General features: G+C 74.7%; 19 protein-coding genes. 15 read left to right on the forward strand and 4 right to left on the reverse strand.

All coding sequences use genetic code 11. From position 1 onward, the window contains the following. Window positions 1–71: 71 nt before the first annotated feature. On the reverse strand, window positions 72–1,370 hold the full coding sequence (locus ACIQGZ_RS25115) for an MFS transporter (RefSeq protein ID WP_402605714.1): 1,299 nt from the start codon (window positions 1,368–1,370) through the stop codon (window positions 72–74). A 451-nt stretch (window positions 1,371–1,821) separates the two neighbouring features. On the opposite strand from ACIQGZ_RS25115, the gene ACIQGZ_RS25120 reads away from it, so the two are divergent. The 4 genes from ACIQGZ_RS25120 to ACIQGZ_RS25135 all read left to right on the forward strand — a co-directional run bounded on the left by ACIQGZ_RS25120 (window position 1,822) and on the right by ACIQGZ_RS25135 (window position 7,093). After that, the gene (locus ACIQGZ_RS25120; RefSeq protein WP_402605717.1) at window positions 1,822–3,255 is read left to right on the forward strand and encodes an alkaline phosphatase family protein; all 1,434 of its coding nucleotides are present in this window, start codon (window positions 1,822–1,824) and stop codon (window positions 3,253–3,255) included. 154 nt (window positions 3,256–3,409) lie between these two features. Beyond that, window positions 3,410–5,062, forward strand: coding sequence for a hypothetical protein (locus ACIQGZ_RS25125; protein WP_402605720.1), 1,653 nt, complete (start codon window positions 3,410–3,412; stop codon window positions 5,060–5,062). Window positions 5,063–5,218: 156 nt separating this feature from the next. After that, entirely contained in the window at window positions 5,219–6,331 is a 1,113-nt protein-coding gene (locus ACIQGZ_RS25130) for a hypothetical protein (RefSeq protein WP_402605723.1), read from the forward strand. A gap of 48 nt (window positions 6,332–6,379) precedes the next feature. Continuing rightward, window positions 6,380–7,093 (forward strand): DUF6597 domain-containing transcriptional factor, encoded by a 714-nt coding sequence (locus tag ACIQGZ_RS25135; RefSeq protein WP_402605726.1) that lies wholly within the window; start codon window positions 6,380–6,382, stop codon window positions 7,091–7,093. Window positions 7,094–7,345: 252 nt separating this feature from the next. On the opposite strand, the gene map is transcribed toward ACIQGZ_RS25135, so the two are convergent. Beyond that, window positions 7,346–8,113, reverse strand: a complete 768-nt coding sequence (gene map, locus ACIQGZ_RS25140; RefSeq protein ID WP_402605729.1) for a type I methionyl aminopeptidase — start codon at window positions 8,111–8,113, stop codon at window positions 7,346–7,348. 64 nt (window positions 8,114–8,177) lie between these two features. Between map and ACIQGZ_RS25145 the strand changes: the two genes are divergently transcribed. Continuing rightward, window positions 8,178–8,456, forward strand: a complete 279-nt coding sequence (locus ACIQGZ_RS25145) for a multiprotein-bridging factor 1 family protein (RefSeq protein ID WP_402605732.1) — start codon at window positions 8,178–8,180, stop codon at window positions 8,454–8,456. A gap of 132 nt (window positions 8,457–8,588) precedes the next feature. Continuing rightward, window positions 8,589–9,596: an NAD-dependent epimerase/dehydratase family protein gene (locus ACIQGZ_RS25150; RefSeq protein WP_402605735.1), complete on the forward strand. Its 1,008-nt coding sequence runs from the start codon at window positions 8,589–8,591 to the stop codon at window positions 9,594–9,596. Window positions 9,597–9,656: 60 nt separating this feature from the next. On the opposite strand, the gene ACIQGZ_RS25155 is transcribed toward ACIQGZ_RS25150, so the two are convergent. Next, on the reverse strand, window positions 9,657–10,955 hold the full coding sequence (locus tag ACIQGZ_RS25155; protein ID WP_402605738.1) for a PucR family transcriptional regulator: 1,299 nt from the start codon (window positions 10,953–10,955) through the stop codon (window positions 9,657–9,659). Between the two features lie 305 nt (window positions 10,956–11,260). On the opposite strand from ACIQGZ_RS25155, the gene ACIQGZ_RS25160 reads away from it, so the two are divergent. The 9 genes from ACIQGZ_RS25160 (at window position 11,261) to ACIQGZ_RS25200 (ending at window position 18,911) form a co-directional block, all read left to right on the forward strand. Further along, a complete protein-coding gene (locus ACIQGZ_RS25160) occupies window positions 11,261–12,490 on the forward strand; it encodes an acyl-CoA dehydrogenase family protein (RefSeq protein ID WP_402605741.1) in 1,230 nt (409 codons plus the stop codon). Between the two features lie 27 nt (window positions 12,491–12,517). Continuing rightward, window positions 12,518–13,054, forward strand: a complete 537-nt coding sequence (locus ACIQGZ_RS25165; protein ID WP_402605744.1) for a flavin reductase family protein — start codon at window positions 12,518–12,520, stop codon at window positions 13,052–13,054. Window positions 13,055–13,079: 25 nt separating this feature from the next. Continuing rightward, window positions 13,080–13,838 carry an enoyl-CoA hydratase/isomerase family protein gene (locus ACIQGZ_RS25170; RefSeq protein ID WP_402605747.1) on the forward strand — a complete coding sequence of 253 codons (759 nt, stop codon included), beginning with the start codon at window positions 13,080–13,082 and terminating at the stop codon, window positions 13,836–13,838. After that, a complete protein-coding gene (locus tag ACIQGZ_RS25175; RefSeq protein ID WP_402605749.1) occupies window positions 13,835–14,731 on the forward strand; it encodes a 1-deoxy-D-xylulose-5-phosphate synthase N-terminal domain-containing protein in 897 nt (298 codons plus the stop codon). Before ACIQGZ_RS25170 ends, ACIQGZ_RS25175 begins: the two co-directional genes overlap by 4 nt. Next, window positions 14,724–15,728, forward strand: coding sequence for a transketolase family protein (locus tag ACIQGZ_RS25180; RefSeq protein WP_402605751.1), 1,005 nt, complete (start codon window positions 14,724–14,726; stop codon window positions 15,726–15,728). The genes ACIQGZ_RS25175 and ACIQGZ_RS25180 overlap by 8 nt, the downstream gene beginning before the upstream one ends. 82 nt (window positions 15,729–15,810) lie before the next feature. Then, the gene (locus ACIQGZ_RS25185) at window positions 15,811–17,133 is read left to right on the forward strand and encodes a M24 family metallopeptidase (protein WP_402605754.1); all 1,323 of its coding nucleotides are present in this window, start codon (window positions 15,811–15,813) and stop codon (window positions 17,131–17,133) included. 3 nt (window positions 17,134–17,136) lie between these two features. Beyond that, window positions 17,137–17,487 carry a Dabb family protein gene (locus ACIQGZ_RS25190; RefSeq protein ID WP_402605756.1) on the forward strand — a complete coding sequence of 117 codons (351 nt, stop codon included), beginning with the start codon at window positions 17,137–17,139 and terminating at the stop codon, window positions 17,485–17,487. Beyond that, the gene (locus ACIQGZ_RS25195) at window positions 17,484–18,392 is read left to right on the forward strand and encodes an NAD(P)-dependent oxidoreductase (protein WP_402605758.1); all 909 of its coding nucleotides are present in this window, start codon (window positions 17,484–17,486) and stop codon (window positions 18,390–18,392) included. The genes ACIQGZ_RS25190 and ACIQGZ_RS25195 overlap by 4 nt, the downstream gene beginning before the upstream one ends. A 273-nt stretch (window positions 18,393–18,665) precedes the next feature. Further along, entirely contained in the window at window positions 18,666–18,911 is a 246-nt protein-coding gene (locus ACIQGZ_RS25200; protein ID WP_402605761.1) for a hypothetical protein, read from the forward strand. Between the two features lie 11 nt (window positions 18,912–18,922). Here ACIQGZ_RS25200 and ACIQGZ_RS25205 read toward each other — a convergent pair whose 3' ends face one another. Further along, entirely contained in the window at window positions 18,923–20,593 is a 1,671-nt protein-coding gene (locus ACIQGZ_RS25205) for a PucR family transcriptional regulator (protein ID WP_402605763.1), read from the reverse strand. Window positions 20,594–20,815: the final 222 nt, after the last annotated feature.

Below are 20,815 nucleotides of genomic sequence, written 5' to 3' on the forward strand. Positions count from 1 at the left end.
CGGTGCGGTGTCCACGTGGGTGGTGGGTTGGTCGCGCGGTTCCTCGCGCCCCTGGGGTGGTGCGTGGCGCCCTATGCAGCCGGGCGGCCGGGGCGGAGGGCGGCCAGGGAGAGGGCCAGGCAGGCCGCGCCGGCCAGGGCGGCGAAGCCGCTGACGGCGGGGAGCAGGCCGACCCGCTGGGCGATGGCGCCCACCGCCACGATCGGCAGTGAGCTGCCCAGATAGACGATCACCCAGAACGCGCTGAGCTGGCTGCCCCGCCCCTCCGGGTCCATCGCGGCACAGGCGGCCGTGAAGAGCGTACGGAACGCCAGCCCCTGGCAGCACCCGCCCAGCACACTGCCCGCGATCAGCAGCTCCGGTGCGTGCAGCCAGCCCGCCGCCACCACCAGCGCGAGACCGGCCGCGAGACCGGCCATGCCCAGTCCGGGGACCAGCCGCCCGGCGGTCGGCGGGACGAGCAGCTGGGCCGCCGCCGAGGAGCCGAGCAGCAGCGCGGCCACCACCGCGCCGACCATCCGGGAATCGGTGTGCAGCAGGTCGGCGCTGTAGGCCGGGGCCAGGCTCAGGCAGACGCCGAAGACGGCGTAGCTCACAAAGCCGGCACCCGCCGCCAGCAGGAACACCCGGCGCCCCCGGGACGGCAGGGCCAGCGCACGCGGCCGCAGCGCCTGCCGGTGCGGCCGCCGCTCCCGGGCGGCCGGCTGCCGGCCGGGCATCCGGGGGTGCAGCAGCGCCAGCGGTACGCAGAGCGCCAGCAGCGCCACCGCGTGCACCAGGAACGGCGTGAGCACCGGATGCTCGCCGCCGGACAGCGCCGCGCCGATCACCGGCCCGGTCGCCACACCCCCGGCGGACGCGGCCAGGGTGAGCTTGGCGGCCAGCCCCGGCCGGTCGGGCAGCAGGTCGCCGAGCGCGGCCCCGGCGGCGCCGGTGGCCATGCCCACCGCCACGCCCTGGACGGCCCGGCCGACGGCCAACTGGGCGAAGCCGTCGGAGGTGGCGAAGACCGCGTCCCCGGCGGCGGCGAGCGCGACGGCGGGCAGCAGCAGCGCCCGCCGGCCGAGGTGGTCGGACCAGTGGCCGACGGCGGCGAGCACCGGGACCAGCGCGAAGACGTAGACCGTGAACAGGATCGTGGTGTCCAGCGCGGTCAGCGAGAGCCGCTGTTGGAGCAGCGGGTAGAGCGGCGTGGCCAGATTGGCGCCGGTGAGCAGGGCCAGCAGTGTCGCGGCCGACAGGCCGACGCGGATGCCGCGCACCGCGTTCCAGCGGCTGACGGCGGACAGGCGCAGTACTTCGCGGGGGGCGAGCTCGCGTGGGAGCAGGGAATCAGTCAGCCGGGTTCCGGCCGACCCGAGGTCCACCACGGTCGTGGGTCTCCTGTGGGACAGGCCCCAGAGCCGGGTCGGCGGGGGTGTGCCGAGGTGCCCGTGCGACGGCGCCGAGGGTGTGGGCCGTCGTACGGGCATCCGGGTGGAGCCGGGTTGCGGGTTGCGGTGGGGCTCCAGCCGTCGCAGACCGCCCCCGGCCCAGGCGGGCGGGGCAGTCGTGCGCAGGGCACAGTCCCGGATGCCTGACGTCGTGCGTACAGGACCGATCCGAAGAATACGGCCTCGGTGGCCGTGGGTGGAAAACGGGGTCCGCCGCCCGGCATGCCTTCCCCCGTCCGGAGCAGGAACGTCCCCCGTGCCCCTGACATCGCCCGTGCGTCGCCCCGCCGCTCCCGGCGCTTGCGCCGCCGCTCGGCGAGAGTCGGGTACGGCCCACGAGCCGTACCCCTCAAGCGCTGCCGGCGACGCGGTGGAAAGGCGGACACCCATGCCCTGGATCACCCGACGGAGACTGCTCGGCTCGGCGGCTGCGGCCGCGGCCGGAACCGCGGCGGCCTCGCTGCTCCCACCGAGCGTGCGGCAGGCGGTGGCCGAGGGCACCCGCACCGGCTCGCTGCGCGACGTGGAGCACGTGGTGCTGCTGCTTCAGGAGAATCGATCCTTCGATCACTATTTCGGCACCCTGGCCGGGGTGCGCGGCTTCGACGACCCGCACGCCATGAAGCTGCCCGGCGGCCGGGACGTCTTCCACCAGCCCGACCCGGAGAACCCCAAGGGCTACCTGCTCCCGTTCCACCTCGACACCCGCCGCACCAGCGCCCAGGCGATCCCCTCCACCAGCCACGCCTGGGAGGTGCAGCACGAGTCCTGGAACTACGGCCGGATGGACCGCTGGGTGCGCGCCCACCGGGCCGCCGACGGCGCCGACGGGCCGTACACCATGGGCTACTACAACCGGGACGACATCCCGTTCCACTACGCGCTGGCCGAGTCCTTCACCATCTGCGACAACTACTTCAGCTCGGTGATGGGCCCGACCTGGCCCAACCGCCTCTACTGGATGACCGGCAGCATCGACCCGGGCGGCAAGCACGGCGGCCCGGTGATCACCAACCGGGCGCCCGAGCCGTTCCGGTGGACCACCTACCCGGAGCGGTTGCAGGCGGCGGGCGTCAGCTGGCAGGTCTACCAGGAGGAGGACAACTACGGCTGCAACATGCTGGTGTCCTTCGAGTCCTTCCGGCGGGCCCGGGTCGGCAGCGCGCTGTACGAGCGGGGGCTGACCGCCCGTCCGGCCGGTACGTTCGAGGAGGACGCCTACCACGACCGGCTGCCGGCCGTCTCCTGGCTGATCCCGACCAGCTACCAGTCCGAGCACCCCGACTACCTGCCGGCGGCGGGGGCCGACTACATCGCGTCCAAGATCGAGGCGATCGCCGCCAACCCGGAGGTGTGGGCCAAGACGGTCTTCATCCTGGCGTACGACGAGAACGACGGCCTGTTCGACCATGTCCGCCCGCCGGTGCCCCGCCCCGGGACGCCCGGGGAGGTCGTCCGGGGGCTGCCCATCGGGGCCGGATTCCGGGTGCCGTGCATCGTGGTCTCGCCCTGGACGGTCGGCGGGTGGGTGGCCGGTGAACCGTTCGACCACACCTCGGTGCTGCGCTTCCTGGAGCGGTTCACCGGGGTGCGGGAGAAGAACCTCACCGCCTGGCGCCGGTCCGCCTTCGGCGACCTCACCTCGGCCTTCCAGTTCGCGGACGGGACGCGCCGGCCGCCCCGGCTGCCGGACACCGAGGGCGACCTGATCGCGGCGGAGACCTCGCTGGACACCCTGCCCAGGCCCGCCTTCCCCGGCGGCGACCAGCGCCCGCCGCACCAGGAGCACGGCCGCCGCCACCGCCGGCCGGGGGCGGTCTGACCCCGCGCGGCGCGCACCCGGCGCCGCCCGGTGGTGGCCGACCGGCCGTCGGCGGGCCGCTAGGCTGCAACCGGAACCGGCAGTCGTGCCCGACGCACCGCTGACCGGCCGTCCCGATACCGCACCCGTGCCAGCCCGAGGAGAGCGTGCCACCATGGCCGGACGTCGCCGCAACAACCCTGACCGCCCGTCGGTGACCGGCTCGGGCGCGGAGCAGGGCGGGGTCCTCCCCTCCGACCTGGCGGTCGAGGAACTGTACGGCGCCCTCACCTCGGGCGGCTTCACGGACGAGGCCGACCCGGACGACGAGCCGGTGTTCGTCCCCCCGGTCCGGCTGCTGCCGGAGCCCGAGCTGGCCGCCGCCGCGCTGCGGGTGCCGCTGCTGGACCGGGCGGTCCGGCTCGCCCGCTGGACCGCGCCGTATCGGGCGGTCGACGAGTTCGGCGAGCCGGCCGCCGCGGCGGTGGCCGAGGCCGCCGCCGCGCTGGGGCTGCCCGCCGAGGCCGCCGCCGAGGACGAGGGCAACGGCGTGACCGCCGATGTGCTGCGGGCCTGGGCACTGGCGGTGGACCTGGAGCTGATCGTGGTCGGCCGGGCCGGCCCGGGGGAGGGGGACGGCGAGGTCGCCCGCCCCGGCCCCGAGCTGGCCGGGGTGGAGTCCGGCGAGCCGGGCGCGGTGCTGGAGGCGTGGCTGAGCGCCGCGGACGTGGTGCTGGACACCGCCGTCGAGGCCGACCTGCCCTTCCCGGACGACGAGCTGGGCGCCGACGCCGCGCAGCCGGCCGATGAGCCGGCCGCCTCGGTGGAGGAGTCCGAGGCCGCCCGCGAGGAGGCACAGGAACTCCTCGACCAGGCGCTCCAGGTGCTGTACGAGAGCACCGCCTTCGCGGAGCCGGGCGCCGAGACGGTGCCGCTCGGTGTGCTGGCCGCGCTGCTGGTGGTGCCGGACGGCGAGGAGCCCACCGAGGAGATGCTCGGTGACATCACCTCGGTGATGGTCTCGCTGGACCCGATGCTGGCCGACCTGGCCGAGATCGGCCTGCTGGAGTACCGCCCCATCGACCCGGACCTCTTCGAGGAGCCGGAGGAGGGCGAGCTGCCGGCCCAGCCGGACGCCCCGGTGGACGACGAGGAGGCGGCCCGCTTCGGTCTGGTCCGGCTCACCCCGCTCGGCCAGTACGGCGTGCGGCAGTGGCTGCTGGAGGAGGGCTTCGACGCGCCGCTGGTCGGTGAGCACGCCACCGGTGACGCGGCGGCCCTGCTGACCGGGGTCTCCGAGGCGCTGAACGTGCTGCCCGACGAGGAGATCCGCGAGTGGGTGCGCGGCCGCGACCCGCTGCCCGCCGCCCGCGAGCTGCTGGCCGCCGCCCGGGGCGGCGACACCCTGGGTCCGGTCCGCCGGATGCTCTGCCAGCTGGCGCTGACCGAGCTGGGCACCGCCGCCGAACCCGCCGTGCGCGAGGTGCTGGACGACCCGGAGCTGGGCGGCTTCGGCCGCGCCTGGCTGGTCCAGCACGGCGCCGCCGACGTCCCCGAGCCGGGTCGCACCATGGCGCTGTGGACCACGGTCGACACCCTGGCCGCCCAGCTGATGGACGCCGAGGTGGACACCGAGCTGATGACCGAGCTGGTCGGCGGCCTGCCGCTCAGCCCGGAACCGGCCGCCTTCCTGGGCGAGCTGTGGCGGGTCGACCACGTCTGCACGGCCGATGTGCTGGACGCGATCGGGGAGTACCACGGCGACAAGAACGTCGCCAAGGAGGCCCGCAAGGCCGCCTACAAGGCCCGCTCCCGCCGCCCGTCCTGACGCCCGGCCCCGCCCCGCCACCCGCCGCACCGCCCGGAACCGGCTTCCCTGACACTCTGTCAGGTGAACGCGGCTGAAAACGTGGCGCTGTCCTGCGCGTACCGACGTACCGTGATCCCTAGGGCACGGTCAGCCGCGGGTGAAGGGGGCGGAGCCATGCATGTGAGGAGGGACGGATCGGGGGCGGCCGGGAGGCAGCCGCTCGCCGAGGCGGTCGAGGAGGCGCTGGCGCCCTGGCGGCGGGTCGGCCGGCTGCCGTACGCGCCGGGGGCCGAGCTGCCGGGGCAGCGGATACTCTCCGGCTGGCACAGCGTCAACGGCGAGCTGGTCGCCTTCATCCTCTGCGCGGGCCGGCCGTTCGACCCGGCGGGGCCGTTCCTCACCGTACGCACCGCGCTGACCGGGGACGACCTCCAGGGCGAGGTGCTCAGCGGCCTGGACGAGGTGATCGAGGACGAGCGGGACCGCCTCTTCGAGTGGACCGGCCTGGACGAGGGCGACGGACCGCGCGCCGCCCGCATCGCGGAGCTGTACCTGCCGGTGGACGGCGTGCCGGCCCCCGCCCGGGTACGGGTCGAGCAGCCCCGCGAGGGCGGCGGGCCCGAGCTGTGGGCGGCGCAGCTGACCCTGGACCGGCGCGGCGGCCCGCTGGAGCTGACGGTCACCGGGCGCGGGGTGCCGGTGCCGGGCGTGACCCTGGTGACGGTCTCCGACGTGGCCCCGTACCTGGCCGGCCGGGCGCGGCTGTCCGCCGAGACCGCCGCCCGCAGCGCCGCCCTGGCCGAGGCCGAGCGGGCGGTGCCGGTCGGGCTGGAGGCCCACCGGCGGCTGGCGGTCGGCGCGATGGAGCGGGCCACGGTGCTGGCCCAGCAGCTGAGCGCCGGCCGCACCCCGAGGACGCCGCGCCGGCTCCGGGCGGAGGATCGCGGCGGCCGGTGGGAGGACGCGGTGCGCCAGCAGATGCGGCTCGCCTCCGAGGAGCGCCAGCAGGCCGACCAGGCGGTGGCGTCCATGGTCAACCAGCTGGTCCGGCTGGCGGAGCGGACCGACTGGGCGCTGGGTACCGAGGACGGGCGGCAGGCGGTGGAGGAGACCGTCCGCCACACCGTCTTCGGCAGCGAGGTGCCCAGCCTCCGCGCCCAGCAGGCATGGCAGGCCCTGTGGGCCGCCCGCCCGCGCGGCCCCTCCGAAGTCGAGCGCTATGAGCGGTCCCTCGCCCACTGGCTGGCCGCCTGGGAGTCCTGGCGCCGCTCCCGGCATCGGGGCTGACCGGAGCCCTCGGCACGCCGTGTCGGTGGTCTCTGGCAGGCTGGCGGGGTGACCTTCTCGCGGTACGCGCAGTGGCGGCCGGCGGCGCTGCCGGCCCGGTACGCGGTGTGCCTCTGGTCCCGGGAGACGGTCGGCCTCCGCCCGCACGGCCAGCTGATCGTCCCGGACGGCTGCGTCGACCTGATCTGGCGGGGCGGCGCCCTGGAACTGGTCGGGCCGGACCTCGGCCCCCGGACCGTCGAGGTGCCCGGCGGCGCCGGCGTCGTCGGCGTACGGCTGCGACCGGGGGCGGCCGGGTTGCTGCTCGGGCCGGTCCCGGCGTCGGAGGTCCGCGATGCGCAGCTGCCGCTGGAGGAGTTCCACGGCGACCGGGCGCGGCGGCTCGCGGAGCGGCTGGCCGGGGCCGACGGGCCGCAGGCCGCCGCCCGTGAGCTCGACCGCTTCACGGCCGAGCTGCTGCGCGGCCACCGCCCCGACCCGGTGGTCGAGCGGGCCGTCGCCGCACTCGGCCGCCCGGCCCCGTCCCGGCTGCCGCAGCTCGCCGCCGCGCTGACCCTCTCCGGGCGCCAGTTGCGGCGCCGGGTCACCGACGCCGTCGGGTACGGCCCCAAGCAGCTGCACGCCGTCCTGCGCTTCCAGCGCGCCCTGATCCTCGCCCGCACCACCGGCGCCCCGGCCTCCGCCAGCACCCGCAGTGCGGCGGGCACCGCGATCGGCTGGCCGGTCGGCCCCCGTACGTCCGGTTCCAGGCCGAAGGCGTAGCCCCCGTCCGCGCTGCGGTGGGCCGCCAGCGCGGCGAGCACCCCCGTGGGCCCGTCGCCGCCACCGAAGAGCAGCTCGAACCGCCGCTGCTCCAGCACCCGGCCGCCGGCCCAGAGGAAGTCCCCGGCGCGGCTGATCATCTTGTCGTCGATCCACTGCATCCCTCGACGCTAGGCCGTACCCGCACCTCCGGTCTTGAACGGATCGGCCATCGGCCGCCGACGACTCGACCCGACGGGCTCCGCTGCGGTGTCACGGCAGGGTGAGGATGCGGGGGCCCTCGTCGGTGATGGCGACGGTGTGCTCGATGTGGGCGGCCCGGCTGCCGTCGGTGGTGCGGAGGGTCCAGCCGTCGGCGGCGGTGTGGTAGTCGTCGCGGCCGCCGGCCAGCAGCATCGGTTCGATGGCCAGCACCAGGCCGTGGCGCAGCCGGTAGCCGTGGCCCGGTCGGCCGCGGTTGGGGACGCCGGGGTCCTCGTGCATCCGGCGGCCGATCCCATGGCCGCCGAAGTCGGTCGGCATGCCGCAGCGGGCGGCGTGGGCGACCTTGCCGACGGCGTGGGAGATGTCACCGACCCGGTTGCCGACCAGCGCGGCGGCGATCCCCGCGTCGAGGGCCGCGCGGGTGGCGGCGATCAGGGCCAGGTCGGCCGGGCGGGGGGTGCCGAGGGTGAAGCTGACGGCGGCGTCGCCGGTCCAGCCGTCGAGTTCCGCGCCGCAGTCGACGCTCAGCAGGTCACCGTCGCGCAGCCGGTAGCCGTCGGGGATGCCGTGCACCACGGCGTCATTGACCGAGGTGCAGATCACCGCCGGGAAGGGCGTCGGCGCGAAGGACGGCCGGTAGCCCAGGAACGGGGAGCGGGCCCCGGCCTCGGCCAGCACCGCTCGGGCCACCTCGTCCAGCTCCAGCAGCCGGACCCCCACCGCCGCCGCCTGCTGGACGGCGGCCAGCGCATGCGCCACGACCCGCCCGGCCTGCCGCATCGCGTCCAGCGCCGGATCGGTCTTGATCTCCACCATGTCCTGGGCTCCTCACTCCACCGCACTGCGAACCAATTCTTATACCGGTATTAGTATCACGGGCATGGTGAGAACGCCTTTGACCCCAGGGGAACGGCAACGCGGCGAACGGTTCGGCGCGCTGCTCCGCCAGGCACGCGGCGACCGCAGCATGGTGGAGATCGCAGCGGCGGCCGGAGTGTCGGCCGAGACGCTGCGCAAGATCGAGACCGGCCGGGCACCCACCCCGGCCTTCTTCACCGTGGCCGCGCTGGCCGCCGCGCTGGGACTGTCGCTGGACGAGCTGGCCGTCGCCTGCGCGCCGGACCCCGCCGACTGCGCCGGCCAACCGCTCTCCGCCTGAACCCGGGGACCGGGCCCACCAGTTGTCGGCCCGCCAGTCGTCCGGCCACCAGTTGTCCGCCATGGGTGAACCGGCTGAGCCCAGAGCGAACGGTGCTGTTCGTCCCCGGAGGAAGTGGACACGCTGGCGGGCATGAAGATCCTCGTACTCGGCGGCACCTCCTTCCTCGGGCGCGCCTATGTCTCGGAGCTGCTGCGCCGGGGCCATGACGTCACCACCTTCAACCGAGGCCGCAGCGGCCCCGACCAACCCGGCGTCCAAGCCGTCCGGGGCGACCGGAACTCCCCGGCCGACCTGGAGCGGCTGCGTGCCGACCGCCACTGGGACGCGGTGGTGGACAGCTCCGGCCAGCAGCCGTACGCCGTCGCGCTCGCCGCCCGGCTGCTGCGCCCGCACGCCGACCACTACACCTTCGTCTCCTCCATCCACGCCTTCGCCGACTGGGGCGCGCTCCCGGTGGACGAGGACTCGCCCACCCACCCCTGCCCGGCCGACACCCCGCCCGACCAGCCCCCCGGCAACCAGCTCAAGGCCGGCTGCGAACGCGCCCTGCTGGAGCGGTTCGGCCCCGACCGGTCGCTGATCCTCAACTGCGGTCTGCTCGTCGGCCCGTACGAGAACGTCGGCCGCCTCCCCTGGTGGCTGGAGCGGATCACCCGGGGCGGCAGCGTGCTCGCGCCCGGCGACCCGGACCGCGCCCTCCAGCTGATCGACGCGCGGGACTTCGCCGCCTTCGGGGCGGATCTGCTGGAGTGGGGCACGGCCGGCCGGTACGTCACCACCGCCCCGCCCGGCTCGACCACGCTGGGCGGGCTGCTGGCCGCCTGCGTGGCAGCCACCGGCAGCAACGCCGAACTGGTCTGGACGGATGAGCGGCTGCTGCTCGCCGCCGGAGTGGGGATGTGGACGGAGCTGCCGCTCTGGGCGCCCGAGACGCCCGAATGGACCGCCATCTGGCAGGCCGACACCTCCCGTGCCCAGGCCGCCGGGCTGCGCTGCCGCCCGATCGCCGAGACCGTCCGCGACACCTGGGCCTGGCTGTGCGAGCGCGGGCCGACGGCGGAGCCGTACCGGCAGGGCACGACCGTGCTCGGCATCGAACCGGAGAAGGAGCAGCGGCTGCTCGCCGACGCCGGCTGACCCCCCGTCACCGAGGGCCCCGGCCGCCCTCCCGAGGGTGCTCCGGGAGGGCGGCCGGGTTCAGTCGGGCCGGTGCGGGGCGAACAGCACCTGGGGCAGGTACGTCACCAGTTCGAGCGCGCAGCGCAGCTCGGTGTTGTTGCGGTTCTCGCCGAGCAGGTGGTCGATCTGGTGCAGGCGGTAGGTCACCGTGTTGCGGTGCGTGTGCAGCACCCGGGACGTCAGCGCGACGCTGCCATTGGTGTCGATGTGGGCCGCCAGGGTCTTCCGCAGCTCGGCCGTCCGCGCGTCCCGGGCGCTCAGCGGCCCGAGGACCGACCGGGCGAAGGCTCCGGCGCGTTCGGCGTCGGCGGCCAGCAGTGACACGAGCCGGACGTCCTGGTACGCGGTGACGGCGTTCGCGGTCTGCGAGAGCCGGGCCACGTGCTCGGCCGCCTTGGCGTCCCGGTGGGTCGTCCGGAAGCCGGACAGCCCCTTGCCCGGCAGGCCGACCGCGACCCGCAGCGCGGCCGGCCACGCCCCGTGGTCCGCCAGCCGGTCCGCCACTCCTGCGGCCGGGGAGCCCAGCCAGACGTCCGCCTGGGAGAACCCGTGCCGGACGACGAGGGGGCGCCCGCCGCTGAGCGAGACGGCGGCGATCTCGCGCGCCACGGCGTCGAAGTCGAAGGCGCGGGCGCTGTCGGCGTCCACCCCGGCCAGCCAGAGGACCAGGCCGACGTGGCTCTGCTCCATCCCGTGCCCGAGCTCGCGCGCCGCCTCCCCGGGATCGACCCTGACCCCGTCGAGGATGCGCCGGACCAGCTGCGCGGTCATGCCGTCGCGGCTCTTGGACCAGCGCTCGTACTCCTCCGCGTACTGCATGGAGACGTTCCGGGCGAACAGCGACCAGGACTCGATGACCACCCTGGTCATGTCCTTCACCACCCGCATCCGGGACTCCTCGGGAACGAGGGCCTCGACGCAGCCCAGCAGCTCCTGGGTGAGGAACTCCTGACCGGCGTGCACATTGCGGACCACCTCGTCCAGCGGGATGCCGCGGCGCACGTAGTAGGCGACGTTCTGCAAGGGCTCGGCCGACTGCGCCAGCGTGTTCCGGTCGTGCGCCACCAGGGCGGTGAGGGTGTCGAGCGTGCTGGCCTCGGTGGCCCGGCGCAGCACCTCGACCTCTTCCTCCGAGTGGTCGCCCGGCCAGTCCACCAGGGTCTCCAGGATGTAGGCGGCCATCCGCCGCCCCGCGCCGACCGCCCACGCGGTCGCGGTCTCACCGATCACGGCGGAGGCCCGGCGCCGCGTCCCCAGGGAGGTGACACCCTCCTCGGGGCCCTCGGCCGCGAGCCGCTTCACCCATGCGTGGTCCATGCCTTCGCCACCTGCTTCCGCGCCACTGCGGTGCCGGGCCGCAGGATTCCCTCCGGACACTGTGACCCAGCCCACCGGGCGAGGTCACTACCGGGGCCGCGTCTCTGTGCAGGATGCACCGAACCGGCGGCGCGGTTGTGCGGCGTGACCAGTCGGCCCGGCGGGCGGCGCCGGCCGGGCGGCGCGGTGCACAAATGCCGCGGCGGCCTTGGGAGCCGGGCCCATGGCCACCCCACCGGCCGCGTCACAGACTCCAGGCAGGAGAAATCGGGGGCCGCAGCTCCTGTCCCGCATTGGAGTTCCAGATGACAACCTCAACCCTGAGCAGCGAGCCGGTGTCCGCCTCGGCGGCGGGCGCGTCCACCGAGCCGGACCGGGAGCTCGTCGCGCGGGCCGCGTCGCTGCGGTCCCTGATCAGCGAGCGCGCCGAGGAGGGGTCCCGGGCCGGCCGGGCGGTCCCCGAGGTGATCGGGGCGCTGGAGGCGCAGGGGCTGCTGAAGCTGACCGTGCCCCGGCGCTACGGCGGCCACGAGAGCAACTCCCGGACCACGGTGGACGTCCTCGCCGAGCTGGCGCGCGGCGACGGTTCGACCGCCTGGACGGCGATGCTGCTCAACATCGGCAACTGGTTCGCCACCACCTGGCCGGTCCGGGCCCAGGACGAGGTCTGGGGCGGCAACCCCGACGCCCGCTGCTGCGCGATCCTCGCCCCGGCGGCGACCGCCACCAAGGTCGAGGGCGGCTACCTGGTCTCGGGGCGCTGGCCGTACGCATCGGGCTCCTACGCGGCGACGCACGCCGTCACGGGCTTCCTGGCCCCCCAGGAGGACGGCTCGCTGCGGCACGCCCTGGGCCTCTTCCACCCCGGCGAGTGGACCATCGAGCGGTCCTGGTTCCCGATCGGCATGCGGGGCACCGGCAGCGACACGGTCGTGATCGAGGAGGTCTTCGTCCCCGACCACCGCTTCCAGTACTTCGACGACCTGGTGGCCGGCGACTACGCCACCGAACTGCGCAACCGCGAGGTACGGGTCCGGGCGCCGTTCCTGCCGACCGGGACGATCATCTTCGGCGCGATCCAGCTGGGCCTGGGCCGGGCCGCACTCGACCTGGCGATGGAGCGGCTGCGTACCAAGGGAGTGGTCGGAAGCGTCTACACCCGGGCCCGCAACTCGCCGGTGCACCAGATCGCCGTGGCCGAAGCCAGCGCGAGGATCGACGCCGCCGAACTGGTGGCCCACCGCGCCTGCCGCGACATCGACGAGTCGGCGATCAGCGGCCGGTACCCGGACGAGGTGGCCCGCGCCCGGGTCCGCAATGACACCGGGTTCATCGTGACGCTGGTCCAGCAGGCGGTGGACCAGCTCCTCAAGGCGGCGGGCTCCGGCAGCTTCATGGAGACCAGCCCGCTCAGCCGGATCTTCCAGGACACCGGGATGGCCGGCAGCCACGTCCACGCCACTCCGGCGATCGCCACCGAGGTCTACGGACGGCTGCTGCTGGGCGCCGACGGCGGCCTCACGGTCGAGGTCTGACCGCCGGGCCATGGGAGAGGAGAGAGCATGACCACCACACTCACCGCAGCCGGGGCCGGCACCTCGGAGGCCGCCCGCAAGTTCCGGCACGTGCTCGGCCACTACCCCACCGGGGTCACCGTGGTGACGGCGCTGGACGCCCAGCGGCAACCGGTCGGGATGACCATCGGCAGCTTCACCTCGGTCTCGCTGGAACCGGCCCTGGTCGCCTTCTTCCCGACCAGGACGTCGAGCACCTTCCCCGTCATCCGCGAGCACGGCAGCTTCTGCGTCAACGTCATCGGGGCGCACCAGGAAGAGGTCTGCCGGGTGTTCGCCGGGCCGGTCCGGGACCGCTTCCGGAACCTCCGCTGGCGGCCCGCCCCCTCGGGCGCCCCGATCCTGGAGGGCGCCGTCGCCTGGATCGACTGCACGGTGGACCACGTCGGTGACGCCGGGGACCACCACCTGGTCATGGGGCGGGTCGACCACCTTGACGTGGAGCAGCCCGGCCGGCCGCTGCTGTTCCTGCGGGGCGGCTACGGCGAGTTCGCACCGCTCCCGCCCTCGTCGGCCGGCCGGTGAACCGGTGGAACCACAGGAGACGACCATGACCGCATCACCCGGGCGCCCCGCCGCCGGACCGGCGTCCGACCCCCGGGTCTCGGTGGTCCGGCGGACCCCGGCGACCTGGATCGCGTGGGACAACGGCGCCGCCAACCTGCTCGACCTCGACCTCACCGCCGCGCTCAACCAGGCCCTGCTGGACGCCGAGGCGGACCCCGACTGCGCGGTCGTCGTACTCGCCGGGTCGCCCACCGCGTTCTGCGGCGGCGCCGACCTGCCCAAGCTGCGCCGGACCGGCACCTCCGCCGGGTTCGCGGCCGAGGTGATCCGGCTGCTCAAGCTGGTCCCCGCACTGCGGAAGCCGGTGATCGCCGCCGTACGGGGGGACGCCCTCGCCTCCGGGTTCTCCCTGGCGCTGCTCGCCGATGTCACGGTCGCCGCCGAGGGCAGCCGGATGGGGACCGTCGAGGTGGCCGGCGGAAGCTGGCCGATGATCGCCCAGGTCCCGGTGCGGCACCTGCTGCCGCCCAAGGTCGCGACGCTCAATGTGGTGACCGGAGTCCCGTTCGACGCCCGTCGGCTCCTGGACCTCGGTGCCATCGCCGACCTGGTGCCCGCAGCGGACGTTGAGCGCCGCGCCGCCGAGTACGCGCAGCTCGCGGCCGGCTCCGGCGCCCTCGCCGCTACCGGGCGGCGCGCCCTGAAGTCCATGAGCCCGTCGGCCGGCTACGAGGCCGATCTCGACACCGCGTACGAGCTGTTCGTCGCGATGCTCGGCCGGAGCAGCGAGGAAGAGGCATGACCCCCACCACCGCCCCGAGCACCACCGCCCCGAGCACCACCGCCCCGGGCACCACCGCCCCGGGCACCACCGCCCCCCGTACGGAGGAACCCACCCGGGCCATCGGGGAGATCGAACGCCTGGCGCGGCGGATCAGGCTGCGCGCCGTGCAGATGGTCGCCCCGCACGGCTTCGGATACCTCGGGCAGGCCCTCTCCTCGGCCGAGGCCGTCGCCACGCTGCGTACCCGCTTCCTCCGACCGGGGACCGACCGCTTCGTCTGCTCGCCCGGCCACTACGTCATCACGGCGTACGCCGCCGCCGCCGAGGCGGGCGAGCTGTCCGAGCAGGAGCTGTCGCGGTACGGACAGGACGGCTCGGACCTGGAGGCCATCGGCACCGAACGCACCCCGGGCACCGACCTGACCTGCGGCTCCCTCGCCCAGGGGCTGTCCGGCGGGGCGGGCTTCGCCCTGGCGGACCGGCTCAAGGGAGTGGAAGGGACCCGCCGCACCTTCGTCCTGGTCAGCGACGGCGAGGTCGAGGAGGGCCAGACCTGGGAGGCGGCGCTGTACGCCGGACACCACCGGCTCGGCGACCTGGTCGTCCTGCTGGACGCCAACGACTCCCAGGTGGACGGGCCGGTCAGCTCCATCACCACGATCGAACCGCTGGCGGAGAAGTGGCGCGCCTTCGGCTGGCACGCCGAGGACGTCGACGGGCACGACCCGGCGCAGCTGCTCGACGCCCTGGGCCGGGCGGTGACCGACCCCCGCCCGAGCGTGGTGATCGCCAGGACCTCGACCACCCACGGCCTGTCCTGCCTGCCGCCGGACGCGGACGGCCACTTCATCAAGCTGCCGGCCGAGCTGGCCGCGCTGGCGCTCCGCGAGTTGGAGGACGACCGTGCATGAGGCCCCCTACCCGACCGTTCTGAAGCCCTACGGCCGCGCCCTGGTCGAACTGGCCCGGCACCGCCCCGAGGTGGTCTGCCTCTCCGGCGACCTGACCCGCCAGTGCGAGATCGACCTGTTCCAGGAGGAGTTCCCGGACCGGTTCGTCCACGCGGGGATGGCCGAGGCCAACATGATGTCCATGGCCGGGGCGCTGGCCAGGGAGGGACTGATCCCCTTCGTGCACACCTTCGGGGTGTTCGCGACCCGCCGGCCGTACGACCAGGTGGTCAACGCCATCGCCTACCCGAACCTGCCCGTCCGCATCATCGGGTTCATGCCCGGGGTGTCCACCCCCGGCGGCCCCAGCCACCAGGCGATCGAGGACGTTGCACTCATGCGGGCGCTCCCCAACATGACGGTGGTGGACGTCGCGGACGCGGTCGAGATCGCCCAGGTGGTCCCGGCGATCGTGGACCACCCGGGGCCGGTCTACCTGCGGCTGAAGCGCGGCGAGATCCCGGTGATCTTCGAGGAGGACCACCGGTTCTCGCTCACCTCCGCACAGCACCTCGTCCACGGCGAGGACGTCGTCCTGATCGCGAGCGGCATGATGCTCTCGGCGGCCCTCCAGGCGGCGCAGGTGCTGGCCGGAGCCGGGGTGTCGGCCGGCGTGGTGAACGTCCCCGTGGTCAAGCCGATCGACCGGGCGGGCATCCTGCGGGCCGTCGGCCCCGCCGACGCCGTGGTCACCGTCGAGAACCACAGCGTCATCGGCGGCCTCGGCTCGGCCGTCGCCGAGATCCTGGCCGAGGCCGGGGCCGGCGTGCCGCTGCGGCGGGTGGGCCTCCAGGACACCTTCGCCGAGGGCTCGAAGTCCGGCCGCTACCTCTTCGAGAAGTACGGCCTGTCCACCCAGCACGTCGTGGACACCGCCTGGTCGCTGCTCGGCCGGAACACCGAGGCCCCCCGCGCCCCGGCCCACCAGGCGGAACAGGGCGAGTACGCCCCCGTCTGACCGCCCGCCCTGCTGACCGCCCGCACCCCGTACCGCGAAGAACAGCCCGGACCCCGCCGGGTCCGGAGAGGAGACCGCAACTATGGCGTCCAACAGCATCGCCTCACCCGGAGCCACCCTCGGCGTCGACTGGGAGGAACGCGTCGACTTCGACCGGCTCCGGCGGGAGCGCCTGGCTCGGGCCGTCCAGGCGCTGGAGACCTCCGAACTGGGGGCCCTGCTCCTGTTCGACATGAACAACATCCGCTACACGACCGCCACCCACATCGGCAACTGGGCCCGCGACAAGCTCTTCCGCTGCGCCCTGCTGATGCGCGGCCACGCCCCGATCCTGTGGGACATCGGCTCGGCGGCCCGGCAGCACCGGATGCACGCGAGCTGGCTCCCGGAGGAGAACTGGCGGGCGGGCCTCTCCAGCTGGCGGGGCTCCATCCCCGAGGAGGTGGGCATCGAGGCGGGCAACGCCAAGCGGATCGCCGACCTGCTGCGCGAGCACGGCCTGCACAACGAGCCGGTCGGCATCGACGTGGTCGAGATCCCGGTGCTGCGCGCCCTGGAGCGGGAGGGCCTGCACATCGTCAACGGCCAGGAGCTGATGCAGCGGGCCCGCCGGATCAAGACCGTCGACGAGATCGCGCTGCTGGACCACTCGGCGGGCATGGTGGACGCGGCCTACGACGAGCTCTACCGGACGCTGCACGTCGGCATGCGCGAGAACGACTGCGTCGCGCTGGTCAACCGGGTGCTGTACGAGCTGGGCTCGGAGGAGGTCGAGGCCGTCAACGCCATCTCCGGCGACCGGTGCAGCCCGCACCCGCACGTGTTCAGCGACCGGATGACCCGGCCCGGGGACACCGCGTACTTCGACATCATCCACTCGTTCAACGGCTACCGGACCTGCTACTACCGCACCCTCAACGTCGGCAGCTCCAACGCCCAGCAGCGCGACGCCTACCAGCGGGCCCGCGACGCCATCGACCAGGCCATCGCGGCGGTACGGCCCGGCGCCACCAGCGCCGACGTGGCGCGGGCGCTGCCCAGCGCCGCGGACCTCGGCTACTCCAGCGAGGAGGAGGCGTTCGGCCTACAGTACTGCCACGGCGTCGGGCTCTCGGTCTGGGAGCAGCCGCTGATCAGCCGCTACCACTCGCTGGAGCACCCGGTGCCGGTCGAGGAGGGCATGGTCTTCGCGCTGGAGACCTACTGGCCGACCAAGGACGGCTCGTCGGCGGCCCGGATCGAGGAGGAGGTCGTGGTCACGGCGGACGGGGCGAAGGTCATCACCCGCTTCCCGGCCGATGAGCTGCTGGTGGCGGGGACGCGCTACTGGAACGGCTTCTCCTTCTCGGTGGACCGGGGTGACCGCGTCGCGGCCCCGGGCAGCGGCCCGAAGGCCACGGTGTAGCCGATGCTCGAACACTATGTCGTGTTCCGGCCCCACCCCGGCCGGGAGGACCGGCTCGCCGACGCCGTCCGGGAGCTGGCGGCCGCCGTCGCGGGCGCCGTCCCCGGGCTGCTGGAGCTGACCTGGGGCGAGAACACCAACCCGTCCGGGCTGGCCCGGGGCTACACCCACGGCTGCCTGGGACGCTTCCAGGACGCCCGAGCCTTCGACGCCTACTGGGAGCACCCGGCGCACCAGCGGTTCATGGCGCGCCTGGACGAGGTCTGCGCCGACCGGTTCGCGATCGACTACGCGACCGGCGGTACGGACCCGGTCGGCGGTACGGACCCGGCCGACCGGGGGAGCAGCGGATGACGCCCGCCGACCCGACCCCGGTGGCCGACATCGGCTTCGTCGGGCTGGGCACCATGGGGCGGCCCATGGCGCGCCGCCTGCTCGACGCCGGGCACCGCGTCACCGTCTGGAACCGCTCGGCCGCGCCGGTCGCGGAGCTGGCCGCGCTGGGCGCCGTCCCCGCCGCGTCTCTCCAGGACGCCTTCGCCCGGCCGGTGGTCCTCTCCATGCTGGCGGACGACGACAGCATCCGCCGGCAGGTGCTGGACACCGGGGTACTCGTGGACGCCGAGTGCTCCGTCCACGTCAACATGGCGACGGTGTCCACCGGCTGCGCCCTGGAGCTCGCCGCCCACCACCGCGAGCACGGCATCGGCTACCTCGCCGCTCCGGTGCTCGGCCGGGCGGAGGTGGCCGCCGCCGGTGCGCTGCACATCCTGGCGGCGGGCGATCCGCAGTGGATCGGGCGGCTGGAACCGCTGCTGCTGACGCTGGGCCGGCGGGTCTGGCGGCTGGGGCCGGAGCCCGAACGGGCGAACGCCGTCAAGACGGCCGTCAACTTCATGGTGGCCAACGCCATCGAGTCGATCAGCGAGGCGTGCGCGCTCGTCGAGTCGTTCGGGGTGGAGCGGGCCCTCTTCACCGAGGTGATGACGGAGACGGTGCTGCCGGGCCCCGTCTACACCACCTACGGCGGGCTGGTCGCGAGCCGGACCTATCAGCCGGCCGGCTTCACCGCCCGCCTCGGGCTCAAGGACGTCCGGCTCGCCCAGGCCGCGGCGGCGGCGAACAACGTCCCGCTGCCGATGGCGGGCCTGGTGCACGACGCCCTGCTCCAGGCACTCGCCCACGGCTGGGGCGAGCAGGACTGGGCCGTCCTCTCCGAGGTCGCCCGCACCAGGGCCGGATTCGCCGCCCGGCAGTAGCGGCGGGGTCGGGAGCGGCCGGGGACAGCGACCGCTCCCACCCGCCGCACCCCTCGCCGGCCCGACCTGTGGGACACCGGTGTGCGGACCGGTACCGCAGGCGGCAGCACCGAACGCCGGGCGGGCGGTGCCCCGGCGACCATCGCAAACCCTGGTGGAGGGCGACACCCTGGCCTTCCAGCTGACGGTCCCCGGCGGACCCTCGGCCTTCCTGATGGGCGCCGGCGACTTCGGGCGGCGGACGGCATCCGGCCCGACATCGCCATGGTCGCGGTGCGGTCCAGCGCGGCGACCCACCGCCATGTCCCCCGGCTGCTGACCGCGCTCGGCGGGCCCGGCATCGTCGTACCGGTGCACTGGGACGACTTCGAACGGCCGCTGAGCCGGCCGCCGCACCGTGACCCCGGGGCGGACCTGGCCGGCTTCCTGGCCCAGGTGCAGCGGGAGAGCCCGTCGACCCGCGTGGTGGTGCCGGACTACCGGACGGTCCACGGCGGAGACATGCGGCCCCGGCGGTAGCCGGGCGGCCGTCAGGTGCCCAACCGCAGCTGGAGGGTGGCCAGCAGCCGCTGCTGGGGGTGGGCGAGGTCGAGACCGGTCAGCTCCTCGGCCCGGCGGACGCGGTAGCGGAGCGTGTTGGGGTGGATGTGCAGCCGCTCCGCCGCCGCGCGGACGTCACCGAAGGCGTCCAGATAGGCGAGCACCGACTCGGCCAGCCGGGTGCCGTGCCGGGCGTCCCGCTCGGTGAGCGCGGCCAGCCGGGGATCGCGGATCGCCGGGCGCTCCGCCAGCAGCGCCAGCACCTCGCCCACCAGCACCTCCGCCTGCACCTCGTCCAGCGAGGCCACCTCGGCGTCGATCACCCCCCGGTCCATCGCCGCCAGCACCCGGTCGGCCTGCTGCCGCGAGGTCGGCGCCCCGGCGAGCTGCGGTACGACCGGGCCGACCGCCGCCCGCAGCGGGACACCCAGATGGGCGCGGGCTGCCTCCGTGATCTCCAGCACCCAGCCGCGCACCGTCGTGGGCGACATCCCGCCCGGCAGCTCCGGCAGCAGCACATGCACCCGGGACTCGGCGGGGGAGACCAGGGCGCTGTGGTGCCGGGCCGCCGCGTGCACCGATATCAGGCTGGTCAGCTCGGACCGGGTCAGCTCCACCGAGGAGGCGGCGGGCGCGCCGGTGCGCAGCGCGAAGCCGACCACCAGCGCCGGGCGGCGGGCGTCCAGCCCCAGATGGGTGGCGAGCGACTGCGGCCCGGTGGAGCCGTCCAGCAGCCCGGCCAGCAGCGACTGGGTCAGCCGCAGGTCGGCGGAGACCTCGCGCCGCCGCCGTACCAGGTGCAGCGCCGCCACCCGGGCCGCCCCCAGCAGCACCTGCTCGGCGCGCGGCTCCAGCGGCCGACCGCCCTCCTGCACCCAGATGGTGCCCAGCGACTGGGTGCCGGCCCGGATGCCGACCGCCAGCCGGCGGCGGATGCCCAGCTCCGGGTGGTCCTCGATGGCGATCACCGCCCCCGAGGTGCGCAAGTGCTGGAAGACACCCCAGTCGCGGAGCTTGGACAGGTACGGCTCCGGGCCCTGCCAGCCCAGGATGGACAGCCGTCGCAGGTCGTCCACCTCGTCGGCGGAGCGGGAGTAGGCCAGCACCCGGCTGGAGGTGTCCTCGATGGAGACGATCCCGCCGGTCAGCACCGCCGTGGTCTGCGCCAGCGAGAACAGGTCGCCGCCGGACCCGCCGCCGCCCGGCTCCGGTCGGCCGCTGCCCAGCACCGCCCGCGCCAGCGCGTCCAGATGCTCCCAGCGGGCCTCCCGGCGCACTGACAGCAGCGCCACCCCCGCCTCGGCGGCGGCCTCGCTGAGCATCGCCGCCTGCCCGGGGGCGTCCAGCTTCACCGCGACCGCCGCCGCCCCGGCCGCCCCGGCGGCCCGCAGGGCGGGCAGCGCGGCCCGGCCGCGGGCGCCGATCGCCAGCACCAGTTCGCCGGGCAGTGCCTGCGCCGGGTCCTCCGGGTCGAGGATCGCCACGTCCCGCACCTCGACGTCCAGACCGGCGGGGGCGGCCTGGAGTTCCACCAGCGGCTCCCCGAGCGACATCAGCAGCTGCCGCAGGCTGACGCCCTCCTCCGGCTGCTGCACCGGCTCCGGCGTCGGCACCGGCGGCGCCGGATGGGGCTGCTCGGGCAGCTGGGGCTGCTGGGCCATCGCGCACCCCGCTTTCGTACGCGCGGACAAGTCCTGACCCCCGATGTTAGCCGTGCCGACAACGGGGGGACGGATAGCAGCTCCTACCGTTGGCCGTGACGCGAGATCCGCGGCGACAGGCGATTCGAAGGAGTGCGTGTGCGCATGGACGCTGTGACCCAGGTCCCCGCACCGGTGAACGAGCCGGTCCACAGCTACGCCCCCGGCAGCCCCGAGCGGGCC

This window comes from Streptomyces sp. NPDC092296, assembly GCF_044755465.1.
Classification (GTDB): domain Bacteria; phylum Actinomycetota; class Actinomycetes; order Streptomycetales; family Streptomycetaceae; genus Peterkaempfera.